This is a genomic window from Thalassobacillus devorans, from assembly GCF_011761345.1.
In the GTDB taxonomy this organism is placed as follows: domain Bacteria; phylum Bacillota; class Bacilli; order Bacillales; family Halobacillaceae; genus Thalassobacillus; species Thalassobacillus devorans.
This window is the reverse complement of sequence record NZ_JAASRY010000001.1, coordinates 1-17,461: the sequence shown is the minus strand read 5'-3', so window position 1 is coordinate 17,461 and position 17,461 is coordinate 1. Positions and strand designations below refer to the sequence as shown.

15 protein-coding genes and 1 pseudogene are annotated in these 17,461 nt (G+C 41.3%); 9 read left to right on the top strand and 7 right to left on the bottom strand.

Annotated elements, in window-relative coordinates; all coding sequences use genetic code 11:
- Positions 1-204: 204 nt before the first annotated feature.
- Positions 205-1,677: a SulP family inorganic anion transporter gene (locus FHS45_RS00080; protein ID WP_062444071.1), complete on the top strand. Its 1,473-nt coding sequence runs from the start codon at positions 205-207 to the stop codon at positions 1,675-1,677.
- A gap of 391 nt (positions 1,678-2,068) precedes the next feature.
- Here FHS45_RS00080 and FHS45_RS00075 read toward each other — a convergent pair whose 3' ends face one another.
- Entirely contained in the window at positions 2,069-2,833 is a 765-nt protein-coding gene (locus FHS45_RS00075) for a (S)-benzoin forming benzil reductase (protein WP_062444068.1), read from the bottom strand.
- 146 nt (positions 2,834-2,979) lie between these two features.
- On the opposite strand from FHS45_RS00075, the gene FHS45_RS00070 reads away from it, so the two are divergent.
- Complete coding sequence (locus FHS45_RS00070; protein ID WP_062444066.1) at positions 2,980-3,606, top strand: YczE/YyaS/YitT family protein; 627 nt, start codon at positions 2,980-2,982, stop codon at positions 3,604-3,606.
- Between the two features lie 207 nt (positions 3,607-3,813).
- Here FHS45_RS00070 and FHS45_RS00065 read toward each other — a convergent pair whose 3' ends face one another.
- The 3 genes from FHS45_RS00065 to FHS45_RS00055 form a co-directional block, all read right to left on the bottom strand.
- Positions 3,814-5,922 carry a TRAP transporter permease gene (locus FHS45_RS00065; RefSeq protein WP_062444063.1) on the bottom strand — a complete coding sequence of 703 codons (2,109 nt, stop codon included), beginning with the start codon at positions 5,920-5,922 and terminating at the stop codon, positions 3,814-3,816.
- Complete coding sequence (locus FHS45_RS00060; RefSeq protein WP_062444061.1) at positions 5,906-6,445, bottom strand: DUF1850 domain-containing protein; 540 nt, start codon at positions 6,443-6,445, stop codon at positions 5,906-5,908. Before FHS45_RS00060 ends, FHS45_RS00065 begins: the two co-directional genes overlap by 17 nt.
- An 83-nt stretch (positions 6,446-6,528) precedes the next feature.
- Positions 6,529-7,536, bottom strand: a complete 1,008-nt coding sequence (locus FHS45_RS00055; RefSeq protein WP_062444058.1) for a TAXI family TRAP transporter solute-binding subunit — start codon at positions 7,534-7,536, stop codon at positions 6,529-6,531.
- Between the two features lie 311 nt (positions 7,537-7,847).
- Here FHS45_RS00055 and FHS45_RS00050 point away from each other — a divergent pair, with 311 nt between their 5' ends.
- The 5 genes from FHS45_RS00050 to FHS45_RS00030 are packed head-to-tail and all read left to right on the top strand — an operon-like array spanning position 7,848 to position 13,097.
- A complete protein-coding gene (locus tag FHS45_RS00050) occupies positions 7,848-9,389 on the top strand; it encodes a spore germination protein (RefSeq protein WP_062444055.1) in 1,542 nt (513 codons plus the stop codon).
- The gene (locus tag FHS45_RS00045; protein ID WP_062444051.1) at positions 9,386-10,603 is read left to right on the top strand and encodes a Ger(x)C family spore germination protein; all 1,218 of its coding nucleotides are present in this window, start codon (positions 9,386-9,388) and stop codon (positions 10,601-10,603) included. The genes FHS45_RS00050 and FHS45_RS00045 overlap by 4 nt, the downstream gene beginning before the upstream one ends.
- 6 nt (positions 10,604-10,609) lie before the next feature.
- On the top strand, positions 10,610-10,843 hold the full coding sequence (locus FHS45_RS00040; protein ID WP_062444047.1) for a hypothetical protein: 234 nt from the start codon (positions 10,610-10,612) through the stop codon (positions 10,841-10,843).
- Positions 10,844-10,873: 30 nt separating this feature from the next.
- Positions 10,874-12,010 carry a GerAB/ArcD/ProY family transporter gene (locus FHS45_RS00035; protein ID WP_062444040.1) on the top strand — a complete coding sequence of 379 codons (1,137 nt, stop codon included), beginning with the start codon at positions 10,874-10,876 and terminating at the stop codon, positions 12,008-12,010.
- On the top strand, positions 11,997-13,097 hold the full coding sequence (locus FHS45_RS00030; protein WP_062444038.1) for a GerAB/ArcD/ProY family transporter: 1,101 nt from the start codon (positions 11,997-11,999) through the stop codon (positions 13,095-13,097). The genes FHS45_RS00035 and FHS45_RS00030 overlap by 14 nt, the downstream gene beginning before the upstream one ends.
- 21 nt (positions 13,098-13,118) lie before the next feature.
- Here FHS45_RS00030 and FHS45_RS00025 read toward each other — a convergent pair whose 3' ends face one another.
- From FHS45_RS00025 to pyrH, 3 genes and pseudogenes are all read right to left on the bottom strand, one after another.
- Positions 13,119-13,559, bottom strand: a complete 441-nt coding sequence (locus FHS45_RS00025) for a hypothetical protein (RefSeq protein ID WP_062444036.1) — start codon at positions 13,557-13,559, stop codon at positions 13,119-13,121.
- A gap of 198 nt (positions 13,560-13,757) precedes the next feature.
- Positions 13,758-14,651, bottom strand: a complete 894-nt coding sequence (gene dat, locus FHS45_RS00020; RefSeq protein ID WP_062444034.1) for a D-amino-acid transaminase — start codon at positions 14,649-14,651, stop codon at positions 13,758-13,760.
- A 75-nt stretch (positions 14,652-14,726) separates the two neighbouring features.
- Positions 14,727-15,467: pseudogene (gene pyrH, locus FHS45_RS00015) on the bottom strand (UMP kinase).
- Between the two features lie 466 nt (positions 15,468-15,933).
- Between pyrH and FHS45_RS00010 the strand changes: the two are divergent.
- Positions 15,934-17,211 (top strand): helix-turn-helix domain-containing protein, encoded by a 1,278-nt coding sequence (locus FHS45_RS00010; RefSeq protein ID WP_062444032.1) that lies wholly within the window; start codon positions 15,934-15,936, stop codon positions 17,209-17,211.
- Position 17,212: 1 nt separating this feature from the next.
- Entirely contained in the window at positions 17,213-17,353 is a 141-nt protein-coding gene (locus FHS45_RS00005; RefSeq protein ID WP_157620176.1) for a hypothetical protein, read from the top strand.
- The last annotated feature ends 108 nt before the right edge of the window (positions 17,354-17,461 follow it).

The window sequence follows — 17,461 nt, the reverse complement described above, 5'->3', positions numbered from 1 at the left end:
TTTTACTATAAAAATAGCAGAAACTTGATTTCCTCTACTATACAGAAGCAAATAAAAGTATGTGTAAGTATGTGTCGAATTTATGCGCTTACATGCAATTACCACTAATTGTACTTGAGTGATATAATCAGTTTCGTTCTTGCCGGAAATAGCACTGTTACGGACAGTGCGTCAGTTTTTAAATAGTAGAAAAGGGGTGCAGCATTGAACGTAGAAACAATAAAAAATCAATGGTTTGGAAACGTAAAGAACGATGTACTGGCAGGTCTGGTCGTAGCCATGGCATTGATTCCAGAAGCGATCGCTTTTTCGATCATCGCAGGGGTAGATCCGATGGTGGGTCTTTATGCTTCCTTTAGTATCGCTGTCGTTATCGCGTTTATGGGCGGACGTCCAGGAATGATTTCCGCCGCGACAGGAGCCATGGCTTTATTGATGGTAACCTTAGTTGCGGAGCATGGATTGCAATACCTGCTGGCCGCCACTATATTGACAGGTATTATCCAATTCGCATTAGGCGCTCTAAAAATCGGACAATTTATGAAATTCATTCCGCGTTCCGTTATGATCGGTTTCGTAAACGCACTCGGAATTCTGATTTTCACTTCCCAACTTCCTCACTTTGTCGGTGAGAGCTGGCCTATGTATGCTTTAGTAATAGGGTCTTTAGGAATCATATACTTATTCCCTCGCATCACTAAAGCAGTACCAGCTCCGTTAGTAGCTATCATCGCTATGACGATTCTCGTCACAACAACAGGCATCAATGTTAAGACTGTAGGAGATATGGGAGAATTGACAAGTACCTTGCCAATCTTCTTGATCCCTGACATTCCATTGACATTCGAAACCTTGCAGATCATTTTCCCAACCGCCTTAGCTTTAGCCTTTGTCGGTTTGTTGGAATCTTTATTGACGGCTCAAATCGTCGACGATATGACGGATACACCAAGTGATAAGAATAAAGAAGCACGTGGACAAGGGGTTGCCAACGTCGTTTCTGGTTTCTTCGGGGGAATGGCAGGCTGTGCCATGATCGGACAATCGGTCATCAATGTAAAATCAGGAGGACGAGGCCGGTTATCCACCCTTGTCGCCGGTGTGTTCCTGATGTTGTTGATTATCGTGTTCCAAAATGTATTAGTACAAATTCCAATGGCCGTGCTCGTCGGAGTCATGATCATGGTATCCATCGGCACATTCGACTGGAGTTCGTTGACAAAGCTTCATGTCATGCCAAAAACAGATGCCGCCGTTATGATTGTTACCGTTGTAACAGTAGTTAAAACACATGATTTATCCAAAGGTGTCCTTGCTGGTGTCATCTTAAGTGCCATCTTCTTCGTTGCAAAAATTTCTTCCGTCCATGTAGCTAAGAAATTCGAAGAACAAACACGTACGTTGACGTATACCGTAAAAGGACAAGTATTCTTTGCTTCTGTCGATAATTTAATCAAGCATTTCGATTTCAATGCGGATGCTGATTACGTTAAAATCGACTTCAGCCACTCCCATATCTGGGATGATTCCGCAGTCGCAGCAATTGATAAGCTCGTCCTCAAGTTTCGTGAACATGATAAAGATGTGGAAATCACCGGATTAAACGAAGATAGTTCAAAACTTGTTAAACGTCTCGGGGTTTATCATAAAGCCGATGCATCTTTATCCAATCATTAAAAAACTATCAGCCTAAAAAAGCTGTTTATTATAAAAGTGCTGGCCTTCAGGTGCCAGCACTTTTTCTATGAGTTTTTGACGTATACCCATTATTATCTGGCGATTACCGGCCTCTTATTTACTTTGCAAAAAGAAAACCTTCCACCTTTCTGGGATTAAATCTATTACTTTTCATAAAAATAAATGGTTAGGAAATAACTCTCACTTCCCGGCTATATACTCGCTACATAAGCCGCCCATTAACAGGAAAAATCACTTCCTTTTAATGGGCGGCTTATTCGTACTTGTCTTCTATAGGGTCTTGCCAGCCTGACCATTCACGCAAAAGTCTCGGCATATCCTCTCTCACATTTCCTATATACTAACGCAATTATAATTTTTGTAAGTCGGTCTATTCTTTAATTAAATCATAAAGTTTATAAACCTTTCCGTTTTCTATGTCATTTGGTTTATTCAAAAGATCCATTAACACAGCAGATACCGTATCCGGGTCACGAAGCTGCCCTTCTTCTTTCAGCTGTCTGAATTTCTCGACATCATGGAAAGCCTCTTTAGGGGCGGAACGAATGACATCCTGCATGTCTGTGTCCATCACCCCTGGACTGTAGGCCAGGATTTGATGATCGCTGTCTTTCGTTTCAAGTTCCGCTGCAACAGTGGCTGTAAATTGATTGATTGCCGCTTTAGTGCTGTTATACGTACTCCATCCAGGTGTTGATTTCTCAGCCGCACCAGAAGTTATGTTGACCATTGTCAGCTTTACATCATGAGTCTCGGCATAAGATAGGAGACTGTTCGTCCATACAATTGGCGCCACCAGATTAACCTGGACATGCTTCGTCACCTGCTCCGTATCCAAATTCCCAACCGTCTCGATCGGCTCAATCATGCCAGCATTATTAATCAGATAAATATGATAGGTCTCTTTGTTAAAGTGCTGCTCAGCTATTTTCTCAAAGCATTCTTTCGCTTGCGCACTGTCACTCAAATCACAGGAATAATGGTGGTAATCCGCTTTCTCATTCTTTGAAAACTTCTTTAATTCTTCACTTCCTGAACGGGAAACGCCAATGACATCTATTCCATATTCCATAAAATCTTTAGCGATGGCTTCCCCTAGTCCTCTTGATTCACCGGTTACTATTGCAAACTGCATCTTATCTCCTCCGTTTTTCAGTTAAATAATTGCTTCCCTTTTACCATAAAATAAATAGAACCTATCGTCGAACTTTACATCCCAATAGGGTAAGTATATGCTTAGGAAAGCATCAGTTATTGTTATTAGCTTAAGGAGCCAGCACAATGAAACACTTGATTCTTTTTATCATTTACCTGGCAGGAATCGTAATTTCCAGCCTTGGTTTAGCTATGATTATTAAGTCAGGGTTAGGCGTAGGTCCAGGCGACAGTGTGGCAGTCGGAATCTCCATGCATCTCCCAGTCTCGGTCGGTACTGTATTAATCATAAGCTTTATCATTTTATTATTAATCAACGCCAGGATTGAAAGAAAACGTCCCGTTTATGAATCGATTCTTCCTATCGTGGTCCGGGGATGGACATTAGATATTTTTCTTTACAACGTATTACCTGAGGGTTATGACCTCTGGTGGTCTCAATGGCTTGTTTTCACACTCGGATTGCTGGCAATGGGGGCAGGAATCGCGCTATATCTGCGCACACCGTTTCCACGAATTCCATTGGATCACTTTATGATGATTGTCAACAAACGAACAAACCAATCCAAAAGTTCTGTTCGTATATTTGCCGAATCAGGCCTTGCCCTGGTCGGGTATTTACTTGGTGCGCCTGTTGGTATCGGAACACTTATCGTTGCCTTATCAACTGGACCGGTGATTCAAATGTTTTTCGTCCTATTTCGACCGCTTATCAAACTCTGGGGCATCCACGAACGGGAAAAAATGTTATAGGAAAGAACAAAAGCGCAGGCGCCTTGCTCACCCCCGACAAGCTTAAGGCAAGACTCGCCGTGACGTTTTTTGTCACAGAGAGGATTGACTTAAGACCTCGAGGGGGTAGGCGCTGGAGCTGGATGGGACCAACCACGTAAAGTTAAAAGAAAATTTTATGATTTCCTAGTAAAGCACAAAAGCGGCCTGCACGCGCAGGCCGCTTTCTTATGCTCTTGCCTTTCTTCCTCTTCTTTCTACTGGAACACCAAGCTTGTCCCGTTTAAGCAGGAACTGCAAGCCAAGGATTAGAGCAAATACGGATAGACCAATAACATCAGAATAACCGCCAGGATAAATTAATGTCAGTCCGCCTGCCAAAGATATGATCCGCTCAAACCACATCAGTTCACGGAACCAGTAACCGATTAATCCGGCACCAATAGCAAGCATTCCACAAATAGCGGTAAAGATGATCCATAACAATTCCATAGTGGTTGTATCGATCATCAATAGTTTCGGTTCCAATACAAACATGTATGGAATAATGAAGGCAGCAATGGCAAGCTTTGCGGCATTCACCCCGGTTCGAATCGGCTCTGAGCTCGCTACCCCGGATGCAGCGAATGCAGCAAGCGCTACCGGAGGCGTAATATCGGCTACAATACCGAAGTAGAAAACAAACATATGCGCCGGCAGGTCAGCTATTCCGAGCAGGATAAGAGCTGGTGCGGCAATCGTAGATGTAATAATGTAGTTCGCCGTCGTTGGTGAACCCATCCCTAATATAATAGCCGCAAGCATGGTAAAGAATAGCGTCAACAGAATTTCCCCATTGGCTAATGATACTAAGCTGTTTGCAAGCTTCAAGCCAAGTCCGGTTTTAGTAACGACGCCGACAATAATACCAGCAGCTGCTGTAGCAGCCACTACGCCAAGTGCTGTGCGAGCACCATCAACCAATGCTTCAATTGATTCCTTAAAGTTTCCATCAAACAGGTAACTGACCAGGATGGTGATGATCGTTGCTGTAACCAGTGAACTCGTAGCAGAAAATGCCCCTGTAAGTGAGCCATAAATACCCATACCAACTGCTACAATTCCAAATACAATTGGGTAAATTTTACGAAACTTCTCTTCTCGCATCATACCGACCAGAATGGTTGTAAGAATCCCATAAATAGCGGCACGCATAACACTAAGACCACTGCTCAAATAGAAAACGATTGCCACAATTGGCAGGAGCAGATAAATTTTCTTAAAAACTTCTTTTCTATTCGGCATTTGATCATCAGACAACCCTCTTAGGCCAGTACGCTTCGCTTCAAAGTGGGTCATGATCCAGACACCAGTAAAATATAGCAAAGCCGGTATTGTAGCAGCTTTAGCGATACTCCAATAATCCATTCCGATGAACTCAATCATAAGGAACGCAGCAGCGCCCATGATTGGAGGCATTAACTGACCACCTGTAGAGGCAGCAGCTTCAACCCCGCCGGCAAATTCACGACGGTATCCCAGCCGTTTCATCATTGGAATTGTGAAGGAACCGGAAGTAACAACATTGGCAACAGAACTACCACTGATTGTCCCTTGCAAGGCACTGGAAAAGATGGCGACCTTTGCAGGACCCCCTGTCCGTTTCCCGGCAAGTGTTACAGCCAAATCATTGAAGTACTGTCCGACCCCTGTCTTCACTAAAAAAGCACCGAATAATAAGAACAGGAATATGAAGGTGGATGATACCGCGATTGGTGTACCCAGGATTCCTTCTGTCGTGAAGAACATGGACTGCACCAGGCTGTCCAGGTTAACACCACGATGAATTAAAAAGCCTGGCATTTGTCTTCCCCAATAGGCATAGACAAGGAAAAGCGCGGCAATGATTGTGATCGGCAAACCAACCGCTCTTCTTGTCGCTTCCAAAACGAGCAAGACTGCTAAAAGCCCTACATAAAAGTCGAGTGTAGTCATATCACCGGCACGAGTAATAATATCTTCATAAAATAATGGCCAGTAAGCACCTACCCCAAAGCCAAGTATAGCAAGGACTAAATCATACCATGCTATTTTCCCTTTGATACGGTTTTTCTTTGTTGCAGGAAATAAAAGAAATATTAATACCAAGCCAAACCCTACGTGTATGGATCGATGAATCTGGGCAGGCAGTGGATTGAGCGTGGTGGTATATAATTGATAGATGGAAAATGCTAATAAGATAAAAAATACGATCTTTGCCAAGAGACCGGTCAATTCACGCACGGAAGACTCTGGATCGTACTTCTGCATGATTTCTTGTTGTTTTTCTGTAGATAGTGTCTCATCTTTCTTGCTCATGCACGTTCACTCCTCTCAAAAGTTCCCAGTTGTTGATATAGAGGGGCTGAATACGAACGATTGTCCCGCCATCTACATAGTCCTTCAGTGCAAACTGCAAGTCATTGTAGATGATCCTATGGTTCGCTTTAACCTGTCCGACGGAAAGATCGATGTAATCGTGTTCTCCCTTTAACCCCGTTATATAATACTTTCCATCTTTTGATTCAAAAGCTTCTCCCTCAGATGCATTCCCAGGCATCCCCACTGCTGTATCTTCGTAAATCAGCTGGACGGGTACCAGTTTATCGTCTTTCACTTTGTATTCCTCTATAACATCACTTAGATGAATCGAATGCGTAAATTTGATTTGAAAATGCTCACTTTCCTTTAAGGGAACAAAAACCGCAAATTCCTCTGTCTCTTTATTCTGGAAGGAAAGGACATATTGGTAAGGATAAAATAACCAAACAGCAAGACCGGCAAAAACAAATAATACTAGTAAACCAGCAGCAGTTCCCCTCTTCCTATCTGCTCTTCGCATTCCGAAAATCCTTTCTCACAAGAAAAGATAGACCGATATCATATCGGTCTATCACAAGCCATAATCTTCTTTAAGGCTTTTTATTATTCGGCAGAAACGCCCGCTTCATCAAAGTATTTTTGTGCACCGGGATGTACATCGATACCAACACCCTGAAGGGCAGAATCAGCTGTAATCACTTCACCTTTACTATGTGTGATCTGATCTGTGTTTTCAAAAATAGCTTTCGTGATTTCATAAACAGTATCTTCATCCATGTCAGAAGTTGTAACAAGCATTGCTTGTACAGCAACGGTCTGGATCGCTTCATCTAATCCGTAAGTGCCTTCAGGTATTTCGTCTTCAGAATAGAAAGGTACCTTATCCATCAACTCCTGGATCTTTCCATCGCCGAATTTCACGATGTTAACATCCGTTGTTGCTGCAAGACTTTCTACCGCACCTGTTGGGGTACCAGCAGTGATAAATGCAGCATCAATAGATCCGTCCTGGATTCCTGAAGTTGAATCACCAAATTCCAAATCGCGCTTTTCGATGTCATCCATCGTCATATCATGGATTTCCAGAATGTTCTCGGCGTTCGCGTACGTACCTGAGCCTGGTGCACCGACAGAGACGACTTTTCCTTTCAAGTCTTCCACTGTCTCAATGCCAGTATCTTTTGTGGTTACAATTTGAATTGTTTCCGGATATAGGGTTCCGATAGCCTGAATTCCTTCGATCGGCTCCTCAAACATTACTTCGCCGTCTGCTGCATAGGAAGCAATATCTGTCTGTGTAAATGCCAATTCTCCATCGCCATCACGCAATTTTTTCATATTTTCTACAGACGCGCCAGTGGAAACTGCGTTAGCCTCTGCTCCATCTACGTTCGAATTGATGATCGTAGCAAAGCTTCCTCCAAGCGGGTAATATGTACCTTGAGACCCGCCAGTCAAAATGTTCATGAAGGATGTGCCGCCTTCATCGCCGCCACCTTCGTCTCCTCCGCCTTCTTCACCGCCGCCAGCTTCCCCACCGCCGCAGGCAGCAAGGAACAAGGAAAGCGTTAACAACATAGCCATAGTTAAAAACCAGTTTCTTCTTTTCATAATTAGCCCCCTCTTTCAAATAGTTGCTTAGTAAAATAATGTTAGCAAAAATAGATGAAATATTCAAACATTTCATCGGCTTTCTATATAGGTTTCTTGCATAGAAAGTAATACTTATGCAGCAAATATATTTTACTATAAAAATCAAGAAATTCAAACAAAAACAGAGCAATCGCTTACTTGTAATTTTTTTCCCTCGCCTTCAAAAATTTCTACAGCTAACGAAAAGCTCCTGCATTCCCACCTTATAAATAAATTAACCATAGATGTATAAACTAAGAGGTAAAGTACCGAGAGAAGGAGCAAGTTCCATGAAACGGCGCAAAAAGAACCAGACACCAAAAGAAGATGTTCAACTAGACACAAGAGCAATCAGCAGCGATCTTGATGGTAACCTGGCCTTCATAAAAGATACTTTAGGAAACGGCTCCGATTTGGTTACAAGACGTATGATTCTAAACAAAAAAGCCAAAATCAGCGGGGCTGTCATTTTCATAGATGGACTGGTGGATAAAAATACTGTACAAGATTTTATCCTCGAAGTTGTCATGGTAGAAGTACCGCCTGAGGATTTATCTATCTCGCCTATTTATGAAGCAATAAAAGATTCCACCCTCCCTATTGGGGAAATATATGAGCTGAAAAAAATGGATGAATTGATACTCCGACTTCTTTCCGGAGAAACAATTGTAATGCTAGACAATGAAACCAGGGCGATTGCAGCAAGCACAAAAGGCTGGAAAGACCGTGGTGTACAGGAAACCACCTCAGAAAGTGTCATCCGTGGTCCTAAAGAGGCTTTTACAGAGACTTTAAGAACGAATACCGCCATGGTTCGAAGAAAGATCAAAGATCCAAAGCTGCGAATAGACGCCAAGAAAGTAGGAAAAATGACAGTGACGGATGTCAGTGTCATTTATATACAAGATACAGCTGATGAAAGCGTTGTGAAAGAAGTACATGCCCGATTAGATAACATCGATATCGATGGTGTACTCGAAAGTGGCTATCTGGAGGAATTCATTGAGGACCCTCCCTATTCTCCTTTTCCAAAAGTTTATTATACGGAGCGTCCCGATGCGATTGCTGCCGGGCTTTTGGAAGGTAAAGTAGCAATCATTACAGATGGCACACCTAATGTATTGCTCGTACCTGCCTTGTTCGTCAATTTCATGCAGTCAAGTGAAGATTACTATCAGCGCTACGATATCGGTACATTCATCCGTCTGTTGCGTTTGTTCGCTTTTTGTATCGCTTTGTTCATGCCATCTTTGTATATTGCTATCACGACGTTTCATCAGGAAATGATTCCTGCTCCTCTATTAATCAATTTGGCTGCCCAGCGGGAAGGTGTTCCTTTTCCTGCTTTTGTGGAAGCTGTCCTCATGGAAGCTACGTTTGAAATTCTCCGCGAAGCAGGGGTCCGGTTGCCGAAAGCTGTCGGTTCCGCCGTATCGATTGTTGGAGCACTTGTATTGGGAGAGTCAGCTGTCCAGGCAGGTCTTGTATCACCTGCTATGGTCATTGTAGTAGCAATTACTGCAATAAGCAGTTTCGTCTTCCCTTCCTATAATATGGCTATCCCTGTTCGGATGCTGCGATTTTCTTTAATGATTTTAGCAGCGACTTTTGGGTTGTATGGTATCATCCTTGGATTAATTGCACTAGTTCTCCACCTCTGCAGTTTACAGTCATTCGGAGTTCCTTATATGTCTCCGCTTGCTCCTTTGGTACCTAAAGATCAAAAGGATGTGCTGGTTCGCTTTCCTCATTGGGGATTGTTATCAAGACCTTCCTCCAGCTCTCATCAAAATGAAAAACGGACCAGCGGTCGAAAGGAGAAAGGAAAATGACCAATAATTTCTCTTTTCTTCCTATTAGCAAACGGCTGTCCATAACTCTAGCTTGTCTGTTATTTCTCACGGGGTGCTGGAACAGCCGGGAACTGGACGAACTTGGTATTGCGGTAGCTTTGGGCATTGATAAGACAGAGGAAGGAAACTACTTACTTGTGGTACAAATGATCAATCCTTCTGAAATTGCTACAGAAGCTCCTTCAACACGCCCACCGGTATCTCTTTATCAATCCGAGGGAGAAACCATTTTTGAAGCATTGCGAAAAATGACTTTGAATGCACCAAGAAAAATTTACATGTCACAATTACGGTTGTTAGTAATCGGGCCTGGGCTTGCAGAAGAGGGAATCTTACCTACACTGGACTTGCTTTACCGGGATCCTGAATTCCGAACCAGCTTTTTAGTGACTGTAGCTAAGGATGTAGAGGTAGAAGATCTCCTTAGTGTAATAACGGCATATGAGAAAATCCCAGCCAATAAAATTATGGATAGTATTATAGCAGCAGAATCCCATTGGGCTGCAACTCATGGGATTTATATCGACCAAATTGTCTCCGATATAAGGAGTCCAGGAAAAAGTCCGGTCCTGACAGGTATACTTTTAGAGGGAAGTGAAGAGGCCGGGAATAATGTTTCCAATGTTGAGAACGTCGATTCTCCTGCTCGTATCCATGTCGACCACCTCAGTGTTTTCAAAGGTGACCGGATGCTTGGATGGCTGAACGAAGATGAAAGCAAAGGCTATAATTATATCGTCGGGAATGTCAAAAGCACCTTGATCAATTTTCCCTGTGAAGAGAAAGAGAGTGGAAAGATAGGGGTAGAAATATTACGGACTAACGCCGCTATTGATGCAACAAAGACAGGCAGCAAACCCAGTATCACTGTGACAGTGGAAGCAGAAGGGAACGTAGGTGAAATCCAATGCGACTTGGATTTGACAAAACCGGACACCCTTAAAAAGATTGCTGATAAAGCTGAAACTGATATCAAACAAAAATTAACAGCTGCCATAACAGCTGCCAAGGAACAGTACCAAACCGATATATTCGGCTTCGGCAATGCCCTAAGCAGGAAGGAACCTGTCTATTGGAAACGAGTCGAAAAAGACTGGGATGAACATTTCGTAGATATGGATGTAAAAGTGGAAGTGAAATTGGAAATCAGAAGAAAAGGAACAATTGTACAGCCAGTTCAAAAGAAAGGATAGTGTGTAATGTGGCCGATTTTGGGTATTCTATCTGTTTCAACTGCCGTTTTTTTCATTGAAGTTCCTAAACTAAGAAAGAAGAATAAAAAGAAAGATTTAGCATATTTTTGTATATTTTTAACAGCAGCCACAATTATCAGCATTTTGGAAAGTATGGGTAAAAACCTGTGGAACCCTCTAGATTTGATCCAGGCTTTCTATGCACCTTTCAATGCGTGGCTGCAAAATATATTCACTTGATCTTTAAATGGAAAGTGAGGAAGGAGAGTAATGGACAATAATGTAATTAGCCCACGTCAATTCATGTACCTTGTCAGTCTGTTCCTGATCGGAAGCTCCATCCTCATCGTTCCTACCCCTTTAGCAAAAAATGCAGATCAAGATGGATGGATCGCCTCTTTTCTGGGGATGAGCGTGGGTGTGTTATTCATCCTTCTTTACCATAAAATAGCAGTCACTATTGGAGATAGAACCTTTATTGAGGCTACCATTGATGTTTTTGGAAAATGGTTTGGGAGAGTCATCTGTTTTTTTCATCTTGCGTTCATTTATATCCTGGCATCTCTGGTGTTGAGAAATATCGGGGATTTCATGACCACACAAATCCTTGAAGAAACACCGCTTCAATTCACCCATATACTGTTCATGCTTGTGGTGATTCTGGGTGCCCGTTTAGGAATTGAAGTGATTGGAAGATCAGCAGAGATGTTCATTACCTGGATTTCCCTGCTGCTACTTTTCCTATTTCTATTTCTTACCCCACAATTGGAGATGGATAATATACAGCCTATATTCGGCAGTGGGATAAAGTCTATGATTCAAGGTTCGTTTACGGTTATGAATACCCCAGTTCTTGAAATGGTAGTTTTATTGATGATTTATCCAAAAGTAAAGGAAAAAACAAAGGCAAGGCAGGCTTGGCTTTTAGGGTTACTTATTGGAGGAGGATTTTTGTCGCTGATCACCCTTTTCAGCATCCTTGTACTTGGCAGTGATTTGACGGCGTTGAATGAATATCCGGTTTATGAACTGGCAAGCAAAATCAACATTGCGGGATTTTTAGAGGGAATAGAAATCATCGTTGCAATTGTATGGATGCTCACCATATTTTTCAAGCTGATAATACTTTATTATGGAGCGGCTTTAGGGATAGCTCAATTCTTGAATATAGATGATTACCGGGTATTATTGTTACCTTTGGGCATGGGACTGGTCGTCCTGTCTATCATTGTGTATCCGGATGTAGCTTATTTTGAAACATTTGTCCGAAATGTCTTTCCATATAAAATAATGCATGGGTTATTACTGCCACTCCTGCTTTTAATTGGAGCCTTAATAAAAAAGAAAACTAATACTAAAGGGAAGCCTGCCCCAAAAGGAAAGGTAGAAAGAAATGTACAGGAATAACACAATCAGCCCGCGTCAATTCATGTACTTAGTCACCCTTTTTATTATTGGAAGTTCTATCCTTATTGTTCCTGGCCCATTAGCAGCTGGAGCACAGCAAGACGGATGGATTGCTGCATTGCTTAGCTTAGCTGTCGGCATGTTATTGATATTCTTATATCATAAAATCGGTATCCTGTATGAAAACAAAACATTTATAGAAGTCACTATCGATATTTTTGGTCCCTGGATTGGAAGAGGTATCAGTTTGTTTTACATTTTATTCATCTATATCCTTGCCGCACTGGTATTAAGGAATATTGGAGATTTCATGACCACTCAAATCATGCCTGAAACACCTTTGCAATTTACCCTTATCCTTTTTCTATTAGTTGTCATTATGGGAGCTCGTTTAGGCATAGAGACAATCGGGCGTTCTTCTGAAATGTTCATCACCTTCATCGTCCTGCTTCTATTTTTCTTATTCTTGTTTGTAACACCACAAATAGAAACAGATAACTTTCAGCCAATCTTTGGAAGTGGCCTGAAACCGATCATCAGTACCTCTTTCACCATGCTTGGTACTCCTATTCTTGAGATGGTCGTTTTATTAATGATCTATCCCGAGGTTAAAGAAAAGAATAAAGCAAAACACGCCTGGTTTTTTGGATTGTTGATTGGCGGGGGGTTTTTGACAATGATCACCCTCATAAGTATTCTCGTTCTCGGAAGCGATCTTACAGCCTTGAATGCTTATCCAAGTTATGAGTTGGCGAGCAAAATTAATATTGCAGGTTTTTGGGAAGGGATCGAGATTATTGTGGCTATCGTATGGATGGTGACTATTTTTTTCAAATTACTCATCCTTTATTACGCCTCCACAAAAGGAATCGCTCAATTTCTTATGATTGACGACTATCGCACCTTATTGTTGCCATTAGGGATGGGAATGGTCGTTTTAGCGATTGTCGCCTATCCAGATGTCGCTTACTTCGAAAATTTTGTAGGCACTGCCTGGTTTCCATACGCCTTGACCCATGGCTTGTTTATTCCATTATTGGTGTTAGCAGGAGCGCTTATAAAAAGAAAAAGGAAGTCTAAGAAATAGACATCCAATTATTTAATAAATTTATTCGCGCTCCCATTTTACATGTTGAAGCCCATTCATTTTCAGATCCTCTTCTATCTCTTCTTCTAATGATAGCTTCTTTAATATCTGCCCTTCATTCAGGGGAACAGCAACCGGCCCTTCTGTTTTGACTAGTTCGCAGTCAGCCAGCTTTTCCGCGAGCTTTTCCCAAAATACTTGCTCATCATAATTTTCAATGTAACGGGAGAGCAGTCTGGATTCATAATCTACGTTCAAGTCTTTACAATCGATTTCCTCATTCTCTTCAATCAATCCTTCCATCCCAGCTTCCTTATAATACTGGAACACATGATCACGAAGCGCTTCAAATTCTTCATCTAATTCTTCTCTTGTAGTGTTGATCATCCAGCCACTTAAAAACAAGGCTTCTACAAGCTTTTGGTACTGCAATGGAGTTAAATCCAACTGAAGGTTCTTCATCATCATTTCCTCCTTTAAATGTCTTGCTCTTTCATTGTACATGAGAAACCATAGCCTGTCGCCAAGTCCATACGGCGAAAGCCTAAGTGTTTCTTATACTTTAATCCTTTCACATGATTAAACTTTCTTAAAATGCAAAAAAAGCAGCCAATGATAGTTTGGCCGCTTCTGCTTAATTCATGACTTTTGATACTAATACTAGGCGTTTTGTCTTTCCATACTTTCAAATAGTGAATTCGCCATGGGAATTCCTGCGTCTTGCTCATAGGCATGCTGCAGCTTTTGCGTAACCTCACCCGGTACGCCGTTACCTATTTTCTTCCCGTCAAACTCAATGACAGGTGTGATTTCTGCTGTACTGCTGGAGATGAACATCTCGTCAGCATATTGGATATCTTCCACACGGAATGCATCTTCAACGAACGGAATATCTAAATCACGACAAAATTGTTCTACGCGCATCCGCACACAACCATGGAGAATATTTTCTTTTGCCGGATGGGTAAAAACTTTCCCATCACGGACGAGATAGGCATTCGAAGAGCTACCTTCTGTCACCAAACCATCCTTATGCAAAATTGCTTCCACACAGCCACTCTCTTTTGCTTCCTGTTTGGCAAGTACATTTGGAAGAAGATTCAAACTCTTGATATAGCACCAGTCCCAGCGAAGATCTTTATGTGAGATAACAGATCCGCCGCTCTTCATTGCTACTAGGTTTCTCGGCAGCTCTTGAGCATACGCATAAAAGTTAGCTGCCACATCTGCCGGAAAAGCGTGGTCCCTGGCAGCTGAACCGCGAGTAACTTGCAGATACACTTTCGCATCCATATCTACCATGTTTTTTTCTAACAGTTGATCCAGCAGTTCTCTCAGTTCGTTTTTTGAAAATGGAAGAGCGATTTTAATTGCCGCTGCTGAGCGGAATAAACGGTCAACGTGTTCATTCAGCAGGTAGTAGCTGCCACTATAAACGCGGATTACCTCATAAACGCCATCGCCAAACTGCAATCCTCTTTCCTCAAAGGGATAGCTCAGTTCATCGTGATTCACAAATTCTTTCCCTGACAAAATGATAGGCTTGATTGCCATGTACTCTCTCTCCTTTACATTTAAAGCGTATCTTATATTATAGTCTCCCAATTCGCACGGATTTTATAGAAATTCCTATGCATCCTCTTTCAGCGTGGAAGGATGATTAGATACGATGGTACCGACATCCTTCCCTGAACATAATTCCTTCATGATACCCGGGTGGTCAAAATTGAATATATGCACGGGTAACTGATGGTCCCTTGCTAACAGCAATGCGGTTTGGTCCATCACCTGAATGTTTTTAAGTAATATATCATCATAATTCAAGTTCGTATACATTTTCGCTTTGCAATTTTTATTAGGGTCAGCTGTAAAGACTCCGTCTACCCCTTGTTTTGCTACAAGGATGGCATCACAATTCAGTTCAACAGCACGCTGGACAGCTGGATAGTCTGTCGTCACAAACGGCTGGCCATTACCTCCCGCACAAATGATTAAATAACCTTTTGCCAGGTGATGCATGGCTTTAAGACGTATATAAGGTTCAGCCACTGCAGCAATCGGGAAGGACGTCATTACCCTGACTTCCTGATTGGTTTTACTTTTCAAGACACCCCGGAGCATCAAACTGTTGATGACCGTTCCCATCGTCCCGATATTATCCGCTTCCACCCGATCGATCCCCTAGGTTTCCGCCGTCCGACCTCTGAAAATGTTTCCTCCGCCGATTACTATTGCTACCTCCACACCTGCATCTATAAGTGATAATATCTCATTGGCTATATGGTTTAAACGATCATGGTCAAAGTTTTCATTATTATTTCCACCTAACGCACCGCCACTGATCTTAACTAAAACGCGCTGGTACCTCATACCATTTCCTCCTATTCCCCTGAGCCAAACATGCAGCAGGACTTCCTAACATACAAAAAAAGAGCAAGGCTGGGTATGCCTATGCTCTCCTGTAAATAAAGGAACGATAATGATTAAGTTGACCTGCATGTTGTATTCCCCAAGGCTGTTTCATCAAGATCGCTCCTTACTTCTTCAGATTTGTTCAACCATTATAGCATATTCAGAATTTTTGAAAAGGATAACTTTTTACCCATCTTTCTTTTTAACGGTTAATAGATAAATACACCTTCTAAAAGATGTAAATAATTGGCGGGTTATAAGAAAAAAGATTTAACAAGTAGGTCTTTTCACCTGTTTTTTATGATAGTTTTCTCACAAAAACAGTAAGGAATATTTCCTTTTTTCCTGTTTTGGTATAATATGAAAATAATTAAGATTCGCTAATCTGAGTCTTTTGAATAAAAAAACACGATGGGGTCTGATTATGCACATTGGTAATCGCATTCAAATCATGAGAAACAATCGGAAGCTAACCTTAAAGCAAACAGCAGACACTATTACTTCTTCCAGCTATCTGGCTAAAATTGAGGAAGGCAACTACCCTCCCAGGCCGCATGTGTTGCAAGCATTAGAACGAAAATTCGAAGTACACCCGGGGTTTCTTACAAATTACGAACAACGGGATGAGGATGCGGAATATATTCTGCGTCTCCTGCTCTCCAACATAGTGCTTCACCCGGATAAGGCGAAAGAAGTTATTGAAGTCATTGAAGAGAACTACTTCGAATACCTGTCACCGATCAGTCTCGAAGCCACTTATCTTTGCTTGAAATGTGCTTATTACTACAAGATCAATGATACGAAAAATGCCATTGACCTGTATGAAGAATACATCATCAACTATATTGATGAAACCGAGTTGCGCTCTTATCCAAAGCTTGTGAGAGAAAGCTTCAATTATATGATGGCACTCAAGACATTTTCAGAGAACATGATCAAGGAAAGCACTTATTATATGGAAATGTTTGTTGATTCTGTAGAGCAGGGAGCTATGAAAGCTGCAGTCATCTATAATATTGCTTTATTATACGGCGAATTGAACTTACATAGTAAAGCAATCCAGTTCGGCTTAAAAGCTAAGTTCATGTTCGAATATACAAAGAAATATGAAAGCCTTCTTTGTAAAACTAATAATTTACTAGGTGCTCAACATTTATACGTTGAACAATATGAGGAAGCATTACAATACCTGAAACAAGCTGAATTGACAGCCCAAAAATATGAATATAATCACCTTCTTGCGGATATTTTTTATAATAAAGGGCTCATTTATAAATACCTCGAAGACTATGATAATGCCGTTTTCTACTTAGAGAAATCTAGCAGTATTGATATTGAGGAATGCAGAACCTCGATATGGGAAACTTATTACTCTTTAATGCAAATATACCTAACAACAAAGCAGGATGCTCACGCTGAAAATTTATTTGCAATGATATCTAAGAAGGATGGATTTGATTCTTATTATATAATTTATTTTGTTGAATTTATTTTACAATTCAACAAGGATGAAGAATACATTGATAAATTATTCTCAGCAATTGATATCTATGAGAATTCAAACCAGCATGATGAATTAATTGAAGTTTACAAAACTCTTGGAGATCATCACTTCCAGGAGGGTAATTATAAACAATCAAGTTTGTACTATCAAAAGACGATACAAGCTACAAAAAAAATTAATTTTGAAGGAGGTTTTTAACGTGAAAAAAGCGACAAAATTGATTCTAGTGTTGGGATTGGCTGCAGTTTTCGGTCTTGGTCTGGCTGAAAGTAATGTACAAGATCAGGCAGCTGAGAAACCACGCGTAGGTGGACTTAACTCGATTGAAGTCACTGAATAATATTAATTAAGAAAAAGAGGCTGTCCCAAAAGTCCTCTTTAAAATGAAAAAACCACGAAGAAATTGTTTTTCTTCGTGGTTTTTTCATTGTGAGCTTATTTCCTCCCC